The 16,788-nt window shown below is 42.9% G+C and carries 10 protein-coding genes and 6 pseudogenes; 2 read left to right on the forward strand and 14 right to left on the reverse strand.

Translation table 11 applies throughout. The features are described 5' to 3' along the window. Positions 1–350 precede the first annotated feature (350 nt). The 9 genes and pseudogenes from BFO_RS10970 to BFO_RS11015 all read right to left on the reverse strand — a co-directional run bounded on the left by BFO_RS10970 (position 351) and on the right by BFO_RS11015 (position 9,882). Positions 351–791: a hypothetical protein gene (locus BFO_RS10970; protein ID WP_014225801.1), complete on the reverse strand. Its 441-nt coding sequence runs from the start codon at positions 789–791 to the stop codon at positions 351–353. A 551-nt stretch (positions 792–1,342) separates the two neighbouring features. After that, positions 1,343–1,564, reverse strand: a complete 222-nt coding sequence (locus tag BFO_RS10975) for a T9SS type A sorting domain-containing protein (protein ID WP_316928433.1) — start codon at positions 1,562–1,564, stop codon at positions 1,343–1,345. Positions 1,565–1,643: 79 nt separating this feature from the next. After that, positions 1,644–2,887 (reverse strand): annotated as a pseudogene (locus BFO_RS14180) (ISL3 family transposase). Between the two features lie 380 nt (positions 2,888–3,267). Then, a pseudogene (locus BFO_RS15680) lies at positions 3,268–4,398 on the reverse strand (IS630 family transposase). A gap of 539 nt (positions 4,399–4,937) precedes the next feature. Further along, positions 4,938–6,035, reverse strand: a complete 1,098-nt coding sequence (locus BFO_RS10995) for a hypothetical protein (RefSeq protein WP_041590887.1) — start codon at positions 6,033–6,035, stop codon at positions 4,938–4,940. Position 6,036: 1 nt separating this feature from the next. Then, positions 6,037–6,648 (reverse strand): hypothetical protein, encoded by a 612-nt coding sequence (locus BFO_RS11000; protein WP_014225804.1) that lies wholly within the window; start codon positions 6,646–6,648, stop codon positions 6,037–6,039. Between the two features lie 715 nt (positions 6,649–7,363). Beyond that, a pseudogene (locus BFO_RS16695) lies at positions 7,364–7,627 on the reverse strand (T9SS type A sorting domain-containing protein); the annotation flags it as partial. A gap of 429 nt (positions 7,628–8,056) precedes the next feature. Further along, positions 8,057–9,355: pseudogene (locus BFO_RS16485) on the reverse strand (C13 family peptidase); the annotation flags it as partial. Further along, entirely contained in the window at positions 9,352–9,882 is a 531-nt protein-coding gene (locus BFO_RS11015; RefSeq protein ID WP_014225806.1) for a hypothetical protein, read from the reverse strand. The pseudogene BFO_RS16485 and the gene BFO_RS11015, both read right to left, overlap by 4 nt. 523 nt (positions 9,883–10,405) lie before the next feature. Between BFO_RS11015 and BFO_RS15875 the strand changes: the two genes are divergently transcribed. After that, a complete protein-coding gene (locus tag BFO_RS15875; protein ID WP_014225807.1) occupies positions 10,406–10,546 on the forward strand; it encodes a hypothetical protein in 141 nt (46 codons plus the stop codon). A 269-nt stretch (positions 10,547–10,815) separates the two neighbouring features. Here BFO_RS15875 and BFO_RS15140 read toward each other — a convergent pair whose 3' ends face one another. Together BFO_RS15140 and BFO_RS11030 are read right to left on the reverse strand one after the other, a co-directional pair. Continuing rightward, entirely contained in the window at positions 10,816–13,074 is a 2,259-nt protein-coding gene (locus tag BFO_RS15140) for a S1D family KLIKK protease miropsin-2 (protein WP_014225808.1), read from the reverse strand. After that, positions 13,071–13,496, reverse strand: coding sequence for a hypothetical protein (locus tag BFO_RS11030; protein ID WP_014225809.1), 426 nt, complete (start codon positions 13,494–13,496; stop codon positions 13,071–13,073). The genes BFO_RS15140 and BFO_RS11030 overlap by 4 nt, the downstream gene beginning before the upstream one ends. A 521-nt stretch (positions 13,497–14,017) precedes the next feature. Here BFO_RS11030 and BFO_RS15880 point away from each other — a divergent pair. Continuing rightward, on the forward strand, positions 14,018–14,158 hold the full coding sequence (locus BFO_RS15880) for a hypothetical protein (protein WP_014225810.1): 141 nt from the start codon (positions 14,018–14,020) through the stop codon (positions 14,156–14,158). Between the two features lie 269 nt (positions 14,159–14,427). Here BFO_RS15880 and BFO_RS16700 read toward each other — a convergent pair. The 3 genes and pseudogenes from BFO_RS16700 to BFO_RS11040 form a co-directional block, all read right to left on the reverse strand. Next, a pseudogene (locus BFO_RS16700) lies at positions 14,428–14,694 on the reverse strand (T9SS type A sorting domain-containing protein); the annotation flags it as partial. Between the two features lie 594 nt (positions 14,695–15,288). Continuing rightward, a pseudogene (locus tag BFO_RS16250) lies at positions 15,289–15,648 on the reverse strand (M10A family KLIKK metalloprotease karilysin); the annotation flags it as partial. 173 nt (positions 15,649–15,821) lie between these two features. After that, on the reverse strand, positions 15,822–16,178 hold the full coding sequence (locus BFO_RS11040; protein WP_014225811.1) for a hypothetical protein: 357 nt from the start codon (positions 16,176–16,178) through the stop codon (positions 15,822–15,824). Positions 16,179–16,788 lie beyond the last annotated feature (610 nt).

The following is a 16,788-nucleotide window of genomic DNA, read 5'->3' on the forward strand; positions in this document are numbered from 1 at the left end:
CTCTCCCGTTACGTATAACAGTTCTTTATTAATGGAATAAGCAGGAAGAATATCGACGACACTTGGCAGCTTTCGTATTTCGTGTAAAGAAAGCGCTTCGGAGTTGACAACTTCCGTATAATTTTCCAAACGGTCAGTAGAGTGTATTTTGCTGTTTCTTTGCAAAGCGCTTCTTGTCTGATGCGACGATACGGATGACGATAATTTTACAACAAACTTGTTTTCGACCTCGGTTAAAAACTGTTTTTTTCCTGCCGACCAATAATAGTTCTGCTGTCCGGACAGGTGTGCTCCGGCTGTAAATAGCAGAAGCAAAATGATAATATTCTTTTTCATGATGGATTTATTTTTTATGGTTTGTGTGCAATAATTTTAGTTATCATATAAGTGTTGGCTGGAGGTGGTCCAAAAAGAGCAGGACATATCACCGGTTCATCCGGTTGAAAAAGCTTTCGGTTTTTCTCTTCTTCCGTCAGCTCCCGATATTCGAAGTGCAACCACGTGCCCTCTCCCATAAGCTCAACAGGCAAACCTATCCGATTGAAAAGAGGCACTGAAATTGCATTTCGGTAATTCCACGTTCTGCCGCTCCCTGCAGAGATACTCTTCCCTTCAAGTCCTATACCTTTGGGGTTTTCCACTTCAATATAGAGTGCGTATCCCTGGCAAGGACCTGTAGGCCCCAAAACTTTTCCCTTGGCTTGATTCGGAGTAAGTGTTTCCTTCTCGCAGCCCGCTCCTACCATTAGCAAAAGCAAGGCTCCTATCCATAAAATGATTTTTGTTTTCATGTTTTTCTGTTTTTAAAAATTGATACTTGTTTCCGCATTCCGGATATTTCTTTTACGCTGCGCCTCCGGTACGGCTTGTGAGGCGCAGCGAATTGTCGGGTGGAGTGTCGGTCGTTATTTTCATAGCCTTGCGTTTTTGATGATACTACAAAGTTATAAACGATTTCTGAGAATACGTAAATATTTAAGCTGTTTTTTTGTGTCCTTTGCGTCGTTCTTTGCGAACTTGGCAGTAAGATCACCACAAGGAACGCAAAAGTTACGCAAAGCACGCAAGTTTGTTTAAGTAAAACATCTCGACCATTAAATAAATCAACATTTTATATCAGACTTACAGCCCTCCGCAGGAGTGGGTATTCTTTTCCCCCAACGCTTTGCTTCGCTACACATTGGGCTGAATTAACGCACCCCTTCGGAGCTGTTACAGTGGTCAGCTATCAGTTTTCAAGCAGTCAGCTATCAGCCAACAGTCAAAACAATTCAACAACTCAACAATCAAACAGCTCAACGCCCGAAGGGCATCACTTTTCACTTTTAGTTTTTCACTCTTCTCACTTTTTAATCAACTTCTGCGTATACGTCTGTCCGTCTTTGACGACGCGCACGAAGTACAGTCCCGCCGGCAGCCCGACCGTCGGGATTGAGAAGGTCGGCTGATCCGTTTTGAACGATTTCAGCATCCTCATACCGCTCCAGAGCTGGATTTCGTAGGAGGTTCTGTCGGTCGAAAGCACATTTGATCCACTGGCCTCATCCGTCTCCGTCAGCTGCAAGGTCACTTCGTCCGTGGCCGGGTTGGGGGAGAGGGAGAAGCGGTAATTCTTTCGATCAACTTGAATATAAATATCGGCTCTATGTTGATTTGAGTGGGTAATGGAAATTCCTTCCTCCGTTTATGTAGTATACCATATCCATAAAGTTATTCACATTTGCGTATCCTCTAGCTCTTCTTTTGGCCAATTGTACTTTAGAGTTAAGACTTTCCAATACCCCATTTGTGATAGTTCCCTGCTCAAAGAATGTCTTTATGCCGAACAGATGCCCCTTGAACGTTGCCACCGGTTTTCTGAACGGTTCCAATGCAGAGACTGCTCAGCCATCTCCATCCATTTGAGAAAGTCTTCCCATGCTCCTTGAGATTTGGCAGTGGCGGCATGAAGTATATCAACGAGTCCTTCCTTGAGGCTATAGGCTTTTCCAAGAGATGGGTAGGTGAGCAATATCGTATCAAGCTCTTGCAACCTTCCTTCCGGCAGGTTCTTCCGAAGATGCAGCAGTGTAAACCGATGCCCTTTCAGCAGTTTCTTCTCACCCACTTCTGCCTTGCGCACCTCATCAAGTCTCTTGTTGGTGTCCTGTACTATGTGGAACTTGTCATATACAATATGTGCTTGAGGGAAATACGTCATGCAGCCGGAGGTGAAAGCATTGGACATGTCCATAGCAACCACCTCTATAAGCGACGGATCTCCATCATGCTCTATGAGCCATTGGGAAAACCTCTTGAACGTATCTGAATCCTTGCCCGGACAGACGAATATCGTTTCTCTGGTGTCAAGGTCAACAAACTGAGTGATGTACGAATGTCCTTTCCTGCGAGAGGTTTCATCCACGCCTATACGCCTCACTCCGCACAAGTTGAGATTACGCTTGCCTTTGCTTATCCAATGACGGAATATGGTCCATATACGCTTGGGATATTCCTTTACTGTCTTAGCTACAGAGTTGACAGGAGTCTCTTCTTCTATAAGAGCCATCGCAAACGCCTCGAAAAGCATCGTAAAGCCCGAGTTATGCCGTGCCCAGGGAACCTGTACCATCTCTATTGAGGAAACATCGGTCTTCAATCGAGGAACACGAGCATGCAAATAGCATGGATGTTCAAAGAAATTCAGATGACGCCACTGCTTGTCAACCGTGTCGTGAGGGGAAAGTAAGGTTCCCTTAGAAGAGATGAACCGGGAGCCGTACTCAAAGTCAATCCAAATATGAAGCTCGCGGATATTGCTCTCATCAAGCAAACGAAACTCACTCTTAACCACTTTCCAGGGAAAAGACAAATTCAAACCAATAGAGAATAACATGTTCGTATCCATGAATGCAATTATACAACTTTTTTCCGAATGCTGATCTATGGGTTACCCACACGATTCAACACAGACCCTAAATATCCCTGCAATATGCCAGAGAAATATCATTATGAAATTTTGCATGAGCACATACATGATAAACTCCGCTTTCATTGGCTGTGATGGCGGCTGTGCAGTTTTCTCTTCCAATAAAGGACGCATCATAGGAATAAGGAAACTCTATAATATTCGCATTTGTTTCCCATGTGGCGGATACTTCTGAATTTTCTCCTAATGTCGTGTTGGCAATTAGAACATTATATCCGGAATATTGGAAATATTCAATTGAGGTAATATGGAATCCTACCAAGACATGATAATTGATTTCATTTATAACTACTGTTATGTTATCTATTAATTGACGGGTATAGTCTCTTTAGTTTGATTCTTGCATCTTTGTTTGTGAACTGCCAGTTAATGGTTGAATTTTTGTTGTTCCGATGTTCCTGCCAGAGCGCAACTTCTTTTTTTATTTCTTCCATGGTTGAAATATGCCTGTTCAAGCATTGCCTGTTTAAAACGTGCAACTCTATTTCCGCCATATTGAGCCAACTCCCATGCTTTGGGGTAAATACGAAATCAAACCTGTCCCATATCCTTTTGGCCTCCTCCGGTTCAAATGCTTCATATAGCGCTCCCGGAGTGTGTGTCTTAAAATTATCCATAACCAATGTTATCCTGTCTGCCTGTGGAAACATTTCATCGGATATCTTTCTGATAAAATGAGCCCAATCCACTTTTGTCTTTGTAGTGGTTACTTCCACCATCCTTTTCCCTTTCAGCGGCTCGTTTGCCATGAATATATTGACTACGCCATGCCTGATATATTCGTAATCAATCCGCGCCTCTCGCCCGGGTTTTACAGGGATTGAATCACGCATCTCAATCAACTGCTTGGATGACTCATCCATGAAGAGACACCGGATTGGAAGGGGTATAGGGCCGCTTATATACGTCCAGGACGTTCTCCATATGGGCTACAAATTCCCCGCCGTTGGCTCTTGGAATAACCCACCCCTTTACTTTCCAGGGCTTAAGTTCATTTTTTTTAAAACCTTCCCCACCGTCACATGGGAAATCTTGTCAATATACTCCAATTCAACCATCTTGTCTGCCAGCAAGCGCAAAGACCATCTCGCATACCCTTCAGGGGGAGCGCTGCAACATAAAGCCACCAATTTGGCTTCCACATCGCCATCGACTTTCCTTTCGTATACGCGTTGGGTTGGGCGACGCTCCAACGTGGCTTCAAAGCCCTCTTCCACAAATCGTTTCTTCACTCGGTCGATGGTACGCATGCCTATGCGTAAAACCTCACATATACGCTCGTTTGTCACCTTCCGGGAATAATCGCCTTCATCGGTATTGAGCAGGATATAGGCGGCACGATAGGTTTGGGACTTGTGAGAGCCTTTGTTGACTATCGCTTCCAATTCTTCCACTTCTTGCTTGCTTAATTTAATAGTGTATCGTATCATGACTTTTTGAGACAAAGATACAAATAATATGCGCCATGTCAAAATTTACAGAACACTATATTATTGCGAATTATTTGAGCGGTTATGACTTCTTGATATCCACCGGAAGGTGTGGTCGTTGATACGTTTATGGTTGGAGTACCCTGCCCGGAGATAATTTTTGTTTTGTCATTCCGGCATTTCCATCGAATAGTTGTTTCAGCCGGTAAATTCGTAATAGCGTAACTTGCCTGGCGATAAAATGCTTCAGGACCGGAGATGGAGATATATCTTGAGGTATTCGTTGTCATTACACCACTTCCATAGGGGTCTAACCAATTACTCAATCGCGTACTGTTCGTTCCTCCACCTATCCATGAATGATGAAATTGACCAAAATATTTTGTTATGGGGGCACAACCTGAGAACCCACCATGCAATTGACCTACAACTCGCCTGTTTTGATCAAATAAAGGGGAACCAGACGAACCTCCTTCCATTGTTCCGCTATCCAATCCTACAATCCAATGGGTGTTTACTGGAGAGGATATCCCTCCTTTTCAAGAAATTATTGATGTATTTGAGGAAAGGCTGTTATAATCAAAAGAAATTTTCATGACATCTCCTGACGGATGGTGAATCCCCGTACCCGAAGTCGGCGCATTGCCGCTTCGATCCCATCCCAACCATGAAAAACGGGAGTCGCCGGCGGGAGAGTTTCTCAGTTCCATTAATGCAAAATCGGTATTATTCCACGCTGCCCTGAATGTAGCCCGGTTATAGGTCACTCCGCTTGTTACATGACCTCCGCTGCATGAAGACATTTTGTATTGGAACTTAAACATCCAGTTTTCGGCATTGGATATTTCGGAGGATGATAATGATCCGTTCGGCAAATCCGTATCGATACAATGAAATGCCGAGAGAAAATAGGGTCTGAAACTCAAATTGGCTGTCATCAGCAATGAACCGCTACATAATTCAGCACCGTTGGAAAGAAGAACCAAGGCCACAGCATCCGACTCTTTACTCCAAACAGGAAAACAAGCGATATTATTATTACAGTCAAGAGAACGATCTAAATTACCATACAAATCTAAATATGCATGCACAACTCGTTTTATTGTCAATTGAGATTCGTTTCTTTTGTTCGAAGGTTCGAACAAATAGATGGTTACTTTATCTCCTTTGATCAGGTCGGTCAGGAAATGACCGTTCTCCGTATTTACTTTCGAGGTAACCGGACCATAAAGCATATCTCCTTCTTCGTTGGATATGTATAACTCAGCACCTTCCGGGAGGTGGAAATCGTTGAATACAAAATTAATGGAGTAGGCCCCTTTCGATTCAATCGCCATTGTCCAGAGTCTTCCGCTTTCTCTATCTGTCCATTCTCCGTCGGCTAAGGTGATATGGGCGTCGAATCCTTCTCCGAAACGAAACGGCACATTGTCGTCCTTTTCCTGTTGTCTTGCAGATGCTATTTTTTGTATATCGAGAGGTGGCATTGTTTTTATTTTCGTTCTTCCCCGGTGTTCTTTCAGCAGGCGGTTTTGTTGCAAAGCGTCTCTGTTCGGAAAGAACGTTGTTTCTACCTGTCCGTGTGTTCCTAATATACATACGGACAGAAATATGGCTGTAAACAGTATCTTTTTCATGTTATCGGATTTTAAAATTGATTTTGAAATGGATGTTTTCTGTTTCTATATGTTTATTCCCCGAAACAGGGAATAATTTAAATTTATGAGAGAAACTGGTGTAATAACTTCCGGTTTTAAGAGGCTTCCTCTTTAGACTCTTATAACGAAAGTCTCCACCTTGAACGATTGATTTTTCAGGATGCAGCCACGCTACTTTGAAGGTGTAACTGTCGTTATTGTTAAATGGATAAGCTGCTATACCTATATCTGTTTGGGGCAATGCTTCGTAAGATTTTCCAACTGTTTTTCCGGAAGAGTCGGAAACAGAAAAGAAACTGTCCGAATAGGCACATGGGTAGGCATTGTAGTACAAATTTTTTCCCGTCTCATTTTTTATTCGGAAAGAAAAGTTGAAGTTTTCTCCTTCTTTAAAAACGGTAGCCGGTTTCCCCTGTTCATTAAGCAGACAAAACTTAAAAACAATACCGTTTCTCTTCTGCTCTATAACGGCTTGCTTCCCATCGGGCGATATCTCCCATATCGGATCGTCATCCTTATTGCACCCTGTCATTCCTGCGGTTATCCATAGTGATAACAAACTTACAAATAATACTTTTTTCTTTGTTTTCATATCTTCTTTTTTTCGTGTTTAAACGTTTATACTTGTTTTCCGCGTTCCGGATAGTTGTTACGCTGCGCCTCCGGTGCGGCCTGTGAGGCGCAGCGAATTGTCGGGTGGAGTGTCGGTCGTTATTTCCATAGCCTTGCGTTTTTTATGATACTACAAAGTTAAAAACATTTTTTGAGAATATGCAAATATTTTGTCTGTTTTTTTGCGTCCTTTGCGAACTTGGCGGTAAGATCACCGCAAGGAACGCAAAAGTTACACAAAGCACGCAAGTTTGTTTAAGTAAAACATCTCGACCATTAAATAAATCAACATTTTATATCAGGCTTTCAGCCCTCCGCAGGAGTGGGTATTCTTTTCCCCCAACGCTTCGCTTCGCTACACATTGGGCTGAATTAACGCACCCCTTCGGAGCTGTTACAGTGGTCACAGCTATCAGTTTTCAAGCAGTCAGCTATCAGCCAACAGTCAAAACAATTCAACAACTCAACAATCAAACAACTCAACGCCCGAAGGGCATCCAATACTCGCAGGGCTGAAAGCCCGTTCTATTTCAGCCCCATCCCGCAAGGGTGGGGTAATTTGATTTCCGCTCTTGTTTTTTGAGGGCTGTAAGCCTGAATTAATTTATTAGCAATCAGTTTTCAGCAGTCAGCCAACAATTCAACAACTCAACGCCCGAAGAGCATCACTTTTCACTTTTCGTTTTTCACTTTTCTCACTTTTTAATCAATTTCTGCGTATACGTCTGTCCGTTTTTGACCACGCGCACGAAGTACAGTCCCGCCGGCAATCCGGCCATCGGGATTGAGAATGTCGGCTCATTCGTCCGGAACGAGCGCAACATCCTCATACCGCTCCAGATTTGGATTTCGTAAGCGCTTCTGTCGGTCGAGAGCACGCTTAATCCGCTGACCTCGTCCGTCTCCGTCAGCTGCAAAGTCACTTCGTCCGTTGCAGGGTTGGGGGAGAGGGTGAGATAAAGATTATCGTAAACCCCAATTCCCATGGTGTAATAATCTCCTACTCCACATTCATTTGTCGCTCTGCACACAAGTTGATAAGAGCCGGGATTATAAAAAGCAATATCAATCGATTCCGTACCGTTGCCATACAGAGAGTTGCCATTCAGGGGATTTAAGATCCATTGATAGCTTGAAGGAATAGGTGCATTATTGCTTATAACGGCACGATATGAAGCATATTGGCCTGTAGGAACCCTCTGCTCTCCGATGATATTACTGATAGATGGTGCACCAAAATAGGTTTCTTTGGTTAATAATGCAATTCTTATATTGTTAAACAAGATATCTGCATGAATAATTTCCATTCCGTTACGAAATTTAGTAAAAGTAGCAATATGGGTTCCTTGTCCTGATGTCAATGTAACATTATTATTGCTTACACTCCATTGTACCGTTGCTCCCTGCGGCAGGTTTTCCACCGTATAGGTTGCTTGATCGCAGACGGACGAAGGGCCGGAGATGGAAAAAGCTTTTAAACTTACTACTTGTCCTAAAATTGCTGGAATAGATAAATATTGAGGTGTTTCATCTTGTATGTCATGATTTTGCGCATACAGAAAAGCTTCTCTCATGGAGACAATACCATCATTATTACTATCTGCATTCACAAATGCTCCTTGGGGCGTTCTGCCAGCAACAGCCGCTGTCCAATGATATACAAATTCGTTGTATATAAGGTTCGACATGGCATATGAAGACTCGTCAAATCTGCAAGCTGTTGCAATTACTCTGTTATTAGCTTGCAAATCATCTATAAATCCTCCGCTATGACATTGCTCCATGCAGATATTTATTTTTCCTGCATTCACTTTATTGATTTCTGACGCAAACTCATCATCACGTATAATCTCATTCCACAAATTCATATATACATCTGTTCCAGATTCTTGTCCTCCGTGATCTGTCGTATAAATAAACAAATTATCGGCGGGGGTCAATCTGTTTCTTAAAGTATTAAATACCTGTGTGATATTTGCACGTGTTGCAGCATATTGAATATCGTTACTCCCATCTCCATCCAAATCTAAAGGTGAAGAATCGTAATGTCCATCATAATGATGTCTGTCATGTTCAGGATTTGTTCCGTCTGATATTAGTACATATATATGATCTTTAGGATAACCATAAACATTTATTAGAGTGGAATAAATTGCAGAGCAGTCATTCCAGTATCTGACCCAATTGCTCCAGGCATTTCCACCTCCACTGATTATTACCGCATAGTTATGGATTACAGAAGCACTTGTTCTGAGTTTTTTTAATGACTTCAATTTATTGAAATCAAAAAGTTCTCCCTGAACATTTATTTTTTTTTCTACCAAAGGCTTCATTTCTTGTATCAAAGGTGGCTGCTGTTTATCAACAATCACATAAGTCCCGTCTTTTATGTTTATATATACATATCGACAAGGATGAGCCCAACTAGCAAAAGGTTTATCATCAATAAAAAAGAACCAAGAATCGAAATCAGGAGATTGTTCATCACGATACATTGTTTTTATTTGACTACCAGAAAAAATAACGGATTGGGAAACAAAAACATTGACGTTTTCCGTGTTATTTTTCAGAACGTCCCTCAGAACAATTTCCCACGCTCGTTCACAAGTTATATTTTGCTGATCAAGAGCATTTATTTTACACAGACCTACCAACAATAAGATGGTTATAAAGAATATCTTTTTCATAAGGCGTTGTTTTTCTTGATAATGAATTGAGATTTTAATGAAGTATTATAAGTAAAGGAGAACTCCGTATATTGAAGTGCATCTTTGTATAAATGAAGCGTATATTTTTGCGCCGATAATGGCCCAATTTTATACGTTAGATCATATTGACACGTGCAATTGCATCGGGGGGTGATTTCTTGCTCATTGATGAACAGTCGATCCCCTGATGTGGACGCTGTGACCTTCAATGTGTCTGGACAGCAGTTGAATGTAGCGTTTATGTGGCGAATATAAAGATAACCGTCTTTATGGCCTTCATATGCGATATATTCTTCCTCTTCCGATGCCGATTTCGTTGAAACCGTGGCGGTATTGGTACTTTTTTTACATCCAAAGTAAGTAAATGCCTCGACGGGTGGAGCATTTTTCAATACTTCACTTGCTTCTTTTTCCAAAACCCAGCTGTCTTTGACATATGTCTCGCATCCCGCTCCTGCTGTTAGCAAAAGCAGGGCACCTATCCATAAAATAATTTTTGCTTTCATGTTCTTTCTATTTTTAAAAATTGATAATTGTTTTCCGCGTTCCGGATAGTTGTCATGCTGCGCCTCCGGTGCGGTTTGCGAGGCGCATCGAATTGTCGGGTGGAGTGTCGGTCGTTATTTTCATAGCCTTGCGTTTTTGATGATACTACAAAGTTATAAACGATTTCTGAGAATACGTAAATATTTAAGCTGTTTTTTTGTGTCCTTTGCGTCGTTCTTTGCGAACTTGGCAGTAAGATCACCACAAGGAACGCAAAAGTTACGCAAAGCACGCAAGTTTGTTTAAGTAAAACATCTCGACCATTAAATAAATCAACATTTTATATCAGGCTTACAGCCCTCCGCAGGAGTGGGTATTCTTTTCCCCCAACGCTTTGCTTCGCTACACATTGGGCTGAATTAACGCATCCCTTCGGAGCTGTTACAGTGGTCAGCCGTCAGTTCCGCATTCCTCCTTGGAAGGGGGGAAAGGGGGATGTTCATATCGGCATTATGACGGGTGAACACAGAGGTTTGCCCCTACATGAACTGCCCTTTCCTCTACCCTGTCATTCAGAGCACTTTCCTTGTCATTCAGAGCGTCAGCGATGAATCTTTCCTCTTCCTCGCGGGATTCCTCACGGTGTTCGGAATGACAGGGGTACATGTTGTAGAGACGCAATGATTTGCGTCTCTACGGTGCGTACTGCGTTCATTTGCGAAATTTGCGTTCGGACACTGTGTACCCTGTACATAACCATTACCCGAAAGGGCTGAAAGCCAGATATATTTCAGCCCCATCCCGTAAGGGTGGGGTCCCGTCCAACCTTGTTCGGAAGGCTGTAAGCCTGATGTAATTTATCGGTCAGTATTCAGCCATCAGCTTCCATCCAACAATCAAACAACTCAACAGTTCAACAATTCAACAACTCAACGCCCGAAGGGCATCACTTTTCACTTTTTAATCAACTTCTGCGTATACGTCTGTCCGTCTTTGACGACGCGCACGAAGTACAGTCCTGCCGGCAGTCCGGCCATCGAGATTTGGAATGTCGGCTCATTCGTCCGGAACGAGCGCAGCATCCTCATACCGCTCCAGATTTGGATTTCGTAAGCGCTTCTGTCGGTCGAGAGCACGCTTAATCCGCTGACTTCGTCCGTCTCCATCAGCTGCAAGGTCACTGCATCCGTGGCCGGGTTCGGGGAGAGGGTGAAGCGGTAGTTAGGGCAGTCTGAAGAAGATCCCAATGTCGCCGAGCATACCGTACCGGATGTACCACAGCAGGTGCGTGCCTTTAATGAAATCCATCCGCCCGCGGCTTGGTTTGTATTAATGGAGATCATGTTTTCTGTTTTATAATGAATTGTCCAATACGGGGAAACCGTCCATTCCGGATCATTTATGGCACAGCCCGAATTATTTACCAGACTGAAGTGGTAAGTCGTATTCGGACAGAGACCACTGGTGCCCGTAGCAGTATTTCCTATATATCCGCCACTCGAATTATTCCAAACATCGAATGAAATATCGCTGTTGTACGACGCATTAGCAGTAATGGTACCGGTCGACAGCGATGTTGAAGTCGGTCCACTGATAGTGGCCGTGATGACAGCCGATGTATTGAATATAGCTTTAAAGGTAGCCGTTGCCGTTCCCTGTCCTGAGATCAACCGTAAACAGTTACTGCTTGATGACCATTGTACGGACGAACCCACAGGTAAGTTCTCTACTGTATAAGTCGCTTCATTATAAATACTTGAAGGGCCAGAGAGAGAGGGTGGTGAAGATGAGAGTTCTTTCCCTTCCAATGTTTGGGGATTCGTCCCTTGTGGATCCAACCAATCCCTTAACCGCCTTCTCGAATCGGTAGCGCCGTTGCCCGTCCAGGAAACACTGAATTTGCCATATGCTGCGATGTCTTGACTTGGATTAAAGCAATCAATACTACTTCCTCCATATAGCTGACCTATAATACGGTGACTGTTGTTAATTAAAGGGGATCCGGATGATCCCCCTTCTGTAACGCTGTATCCGTTTGGAGTTGCATTCCAATAGTGACTCCAAAACTTATTGTTCCCATTCCAATTGTCTTGGGGGGGGCGATTCAATGTCGATATCTTCTTTACATCTCCACTCGGATGGTGAATACCGACACCGCCTGTACCCGAATTACCGGAACGATCCCAGCCTAAATAATAAGGGGTAAATCCGGCTAAATTACGCGGGTCTTGCGTTAATCGAAGTAAAGCAAAATCAGATGATCTATTGTTCGCAACCACGGTAGCCCCAACCGTTGACCGATGAGCCGGTTCGTTGCCATCGGAACAGCCCGGATGTTCATAGCCCCAATAGAAAACCCATTGAGAGGTATTCGGATTACTGATTGCATCAAACAGATATTGACCATAATCATTTTGCAAACAATGATCGGCTGTCAATACATAGGGAGCGTTGTCGTTATTGGTGTTATTGACCAATGAACAGGAACACCATCCTGATCCGTAATCCGAGACAACCATAATTCTGGCAATAGCATCCTTTTCCATTCTCCAATCTGCTCCCTCCGGACAGTTTACATTTACCTGACAGTCGCCGGAGTCATCAAAAGATCTTGTTCGGGGAGTATACGGATTATTAACATACCTGTATCCATAGTCGATGCGAGCGATGGATATAATGGCTTCTTCACGTACGGTCTCTGGTTGATAATATTCGAAAGTAACCGTTTCTCCGTATATCAGACCGGTTGAGAATGCATATGCACTGTTTGATTCGTTATTAAGATACTCGGAGGTTATGGCCCCTATAGATTGTCTTGTTTCTTCGCTGTACACATAGAACTTTGCACCTTTAGGCAACCGGAACTTATCGTATAGAGCATTCGTGGAAAGGGCTCCCGGCAATCTGACCTTTAGCCTCCACAATTTGCCGCCGTCTTTCAACGTTTGCCACACACCGGAATTAGCCAATGTATAATGCACTTTTACGGGATAAGCAAATCGCAAAGGGCCACCCGGCAGAGTGTCATTGACTTTATCTTCTGCCCGTATTATCGCCATATCCGGTGCAGATAGCTCTTGCGTAGAAATACTTCTTAATAATTGAGACGGAGTGCTACCAAAGCTAAAAGGAGCTTCATTGGTCGTTATTTGTGCGCTTAGGAATTGTATAAAAAACAAGTAGCCTAAAATAGAAAATATAGTCTTTTTCATGACTTCGAGTATTTATAAAGTAAGTAATATTGTTTATTGTCGTAGAAAAATTTCAGTTCATTTTTCTCCCATGTGTACGATTCGAGCTTTCTTATGATACGATAAAACAACGCGGCATCACCGTTATGGCTATCTCCAATTTCTGTCTCTATATTAAAAAAAGGAGGTGATGTGAGATCTATTGCCATAATATTCAACACTGAACCTCCTCTGGCTTTTGTTTCGGAAATAAATTTAAACCAGTAGCTGCCTTTCGGTGCAAGAGGAGTGATTTTCCCAGTCTTTGTATCTACTATTCCAGCCAGATCCCACCGAGTACCGGTCAGTTGCGTAGGAACCTCGTAGTCCTTGTTCTTCTCGCACCCCGCTCCTGCTGTTAGCAAAAGCAGGGAACTTATCCATAAAATAATTTTTGTCTTCATGTTTTTCTGTTTTTAAACGTTTATACTTGTTTCCGCGTTCCAGATAGTTGTCATGCTGCGCCTCCGGTGCGGTTTGCGAGGCGCATCGAATTGTCGGGTGGAGTGTCGGTTGTTATTTCCATAGCCTTGCATTTTTGATGATACTACAAAGTTATAAACGATTTCTGAGAATACGTAAATATTTAAGCTGTTTTTTTGTGTCCTTTGCGTCGTTCTTTGCGAACTTGGCAGTAAGATCACCACAAGGAACGCAAAAGTTACGCAAAGCACGCAAGTTTGTTTAAGTAAAACATCTCGACCATTAAATAAATCAACATTTTATATCAGGCTTACAGCCCTCCGCAGGAGTGGGTATTCTTTTCCCCCAACGCTTTGCTTCGCTACACATTGGGCTGAATTAACGCACCCCTTCGGAGCTGTTACAGTGGTCAGCCGTCAGTTCCGCATTCCTCCTTGGAAGGGGGGAAAGGGGGATGTTCATATCGGCATTATGACGGGTGAACACAGAGGTTTGCCCCTACATGAACTGCCCTTTCCTCTACCCTGTCATTCAGAGCACTTTCCTTGTCATTCAGAGCGTCAGCGATGAATCTTTCCTCTTCCTCGCGGGATTCCTCACGGTGTTCGGAATGACAGGGGTACATGTTGTAGATACGCAATGATTTGCGTCTCTACGGTGCGTACTGCGTTCATTTGCGAAATTTGCGTTCGGACACCGTGTACCCTGTACATAACCATTACCCGAAAGGGCTGAAAGCCAGATATATTTCAGCCCCATCCCGTAAGGGTGGGGTCCCGTCCAACCTTGTTCGGAAGGCTGTAAGCCTGATGTAATTTATCGGTCAGTATTCAGCCATCAGCTTCCATCCAACAATCAAACAACTCAACAGTTCAACAATTCAACAACTCAACGCCCGAAGGGCATCACTTTTCACTTTTTGATCAACTTCTGCGTATACGTCTGTCCGTCTTTGACGACGCGCACGAAGTACAGTCCCGCCGGCAATCCGGCCATCGGGATTGAGAACGTCGGCTCATTCGTCCGGAACGAGCGCAGCATCGTCATACCGCTCCAGATTTGGATTTCGTAGGGGGTTCTGTCGGTCGAGAGCACGCTTAATCCGCTGACCTCATCCGTCTCCGTCAGCTGCAAGGTCACTGCATCCGTGGCCGGGTTGGGGGAGAGGGTGAAGAAATTCGAGCCGCAGCTGTGTTTATACCTTACCAAGGGTATATAGCAAGGATATCCTGTGATTTGTACTGTGATCATATAGGTTCCGGGACCGGGGAATGTGACAACCGGTTCGATGTTTAAGAAGGACGTATTCTGATAATCCCCAATTAAAGTATAACCGCTTCCGTCTATTTTCGTATAACTCCAACGATAATTCAAAGGAATACTCTGTAAGTCTCCATATTCTCCTTGAGGTGTCAGAAAGAAGCTAGCAAAATTGCTTCCTGAATAGCCGAGAGGTTGTATCTCAAATTTGGGTTGACCGGTCATTACACGTTCTTTCCTGATGGTAAATTCGTTTCCTCCCGTGAAAATGTTCGCTTCCACATTGGTTAGCGCAAAGGTTTGATTGGTAACCTGTAATACTCCGTTATTACTGATCGTAGCAACATTTGGATTGGATACGCTCCACTCCACGATAGCTCCCGCCGGCAGGTTTTCTACCGTATAGGTTGCTTGATCGCAGACGGACGAAGGGCCGGAGATGGAGAAAGGATATCCATACAAATCCCAAACAGCCAGACAATCATCATTGTCTAACTGTCTTTTTATGCCAGTATAGTAAGGATACATTAGAGCAGAAGAAACATTGGAATGCTCAATTCCTAATAGATGACCGATCTCATGTGCCGCAACTGTAATTAAGTCAATACCAGAACCATTAATCGACCAATTTTCATCATCATCAAAGTGCAAATGACCAGCATAATTTCCTCCTGCCGGTGGGGGATAAAATGCATGTGCTAATATACCTGTATTTCCATCAAAAGGATATCCGTCACCATGATTCCCTTTTTCCCATTTAATCTTTATATCTGCTTGATTGGGATTGTATACTTGTATGAAAGATAAAGTAGATTTATCACTCCATAATGCAAAAGCGCTTCTAATGGCATTTTCTCTTTCTGTAGTCGTCAAATGGGACGAACTATTATAAATATAAGTATTTCAAGGTAGTTTTATTCCATTTTGAACCTTGAAGAACATAGTTATTGTCCCCTGTTAAAGGGCCATTATCGTATAGGCGCTGTGAATAAACTTTGAATATTGCAATCGTAGATAGAAAAAACAAAAGAATAAATCGTTTCATATTAATTGATTTTATTGATTGACATTAGATTTATACAATAAGAAGTTGTTCCCGCAGGAAGTGTAATCTTTAATGTTGATTTAGATATTTGTCCTGAAAATATCACTTTTTCTTTTTCCTTCATGTATTTACTGTCTAGATTACAAGGAAAATATAAAGTCACATTATCATAACTATTCGCATCGGACACCGAGATATACCATCGTTTAACCTCTGTATTATAAGAAATAATCCCTGTTAACTCTGATACATCTTTTATTATCTCTTTATCACAACAAGAAGACTGATCTTTCTTACATCCCACTCCTCCTATCAGCAGAAGCAGGACACCTATCCATAAAGTAATTTTCTGTTTCATGTTTTTCTGTTTTTAAAAATTGATACATGTTTCCGCGTTCCGGATATTTCTTTTACGCTGCGCCTCCGGTGCGGTTTGCGAGGCGCATCGACTTACCCTGGTGGAATATCGGTTGTTTTTTCCATAGTTTTATCTTTTTTCGTTATGTACGACAAAGGTATGAATAGTTTTTGATTATATGCAAATATTTTGCTTGTTTTTTGGATATTTTTTTTTGTGCCCGGAAAATAAACCGTTAATCATTTTCCAACCAAAGGCTGAAAACCCGTTTTATTTCAGCCCCATTCCGCAAGGGTGGGGTATTGATTCCCCTGTTTTGTTTTTTTTGAGGGCTGTAAGCCTGAATGAATATTGATTTAGATCCCCCTTTGTCATTCCGAACGTAGTGAGGAATCTCGCGGGGAAAAGGAGGAGATTCATCGCTTCGCTCTGAATGACAAAAGACCGAACGCAGAGGAACATCCCCCCCAGCCCCCCCTTCAAAGGGGGGAAGAGCGAAGCGAAGGGGGATGTTACCCCTTCAAAGGGGGAAGAGCGGAAGCGAAGCGTTGGGGAAAAAGCAATATCTCCGTTGGGAGGGCTGTAAGCCTGACGTAACCATTGTCGTACA

Origin of the sequence: Tannerella forsythia 92A2, assembly GCF_000238215.1 — a bacterium.
GTDB lineage: Bacteria > Bacteroidota > Bacteroidia > Bacteroidales > Tannerellaceae > Tannerella > Tannerella forsythia.

What these genes read in the sequence shown, in the direction of transcription:
- BFO_RS10970 (WP_014225801.1), bottom strand. Translation starts at nt 791, where the DNA reads ATGAAAACAAAAATCATTTTATGGATAGGAGCCTTGCTTTTGCTAATG.
- BFO_RS10995 (WP_041590887.1), bottom strand. Translation starts at nt 6,035, where the DNA reads ATGAAAAAGATACTGTTTACAGCCATATTTCTGTCCGTATGTATATTA.
- BFO_RS11000 (WP_014225804.1), bottom strand. Translation starts at nt 6,648, where the DNA reads ATGAAAACAAAGAAAAAAGTATTATTTGTAAGTTTGTTATCACTATGG.
- BFO_RS11015 (WP_014225806.1), bottom strand. Translation starts at nt 9,882, where the DNA reads ATGAAAGCAAAAATTATTTTATGGATAGGTGCCCTGCTTTTGCTAACA.
- BFO_RS15875 (WP_014225807.1), top strand. Translation starts at nt 10,406, where the DNA reads ATGAACTGCCCTTTCCTCTACCCTGTCATTCAGAGCACTTTCCTTGTC.
- BFO_RS15140 (WP_014225808.1), bottom strand. Translation starts at nt 13,074, where the DNA reads ATGAAAAAGACTATATTTTCTATTTTAGGCTACTTGTTTTTTATACAA.
- BFO_RS11030 (WP_014225809.1), bottom strand. Translation starts at nt 13,496, where the DNA reads ATGAAGACAAAAATTATTTTATGGATAAGTTCCCTGCTTTTGCTAACA.
- BFO_RS15880 (WP_014225810.1), top strand. Translation starts at nt 14,018, where the DNA reads ATGAACTGCCCTTTCCTCTACCCTGTCATTCAGAGCACTTTCCTTGTC.
- BFO_RS11040 (WP_014225811.1), bottom strand. Translation starts at nt 16,178, where the DNA reads ATGAAACAGAAAATTACTTTATGGATAGGTGTCCTGCTTCTGCTGATA.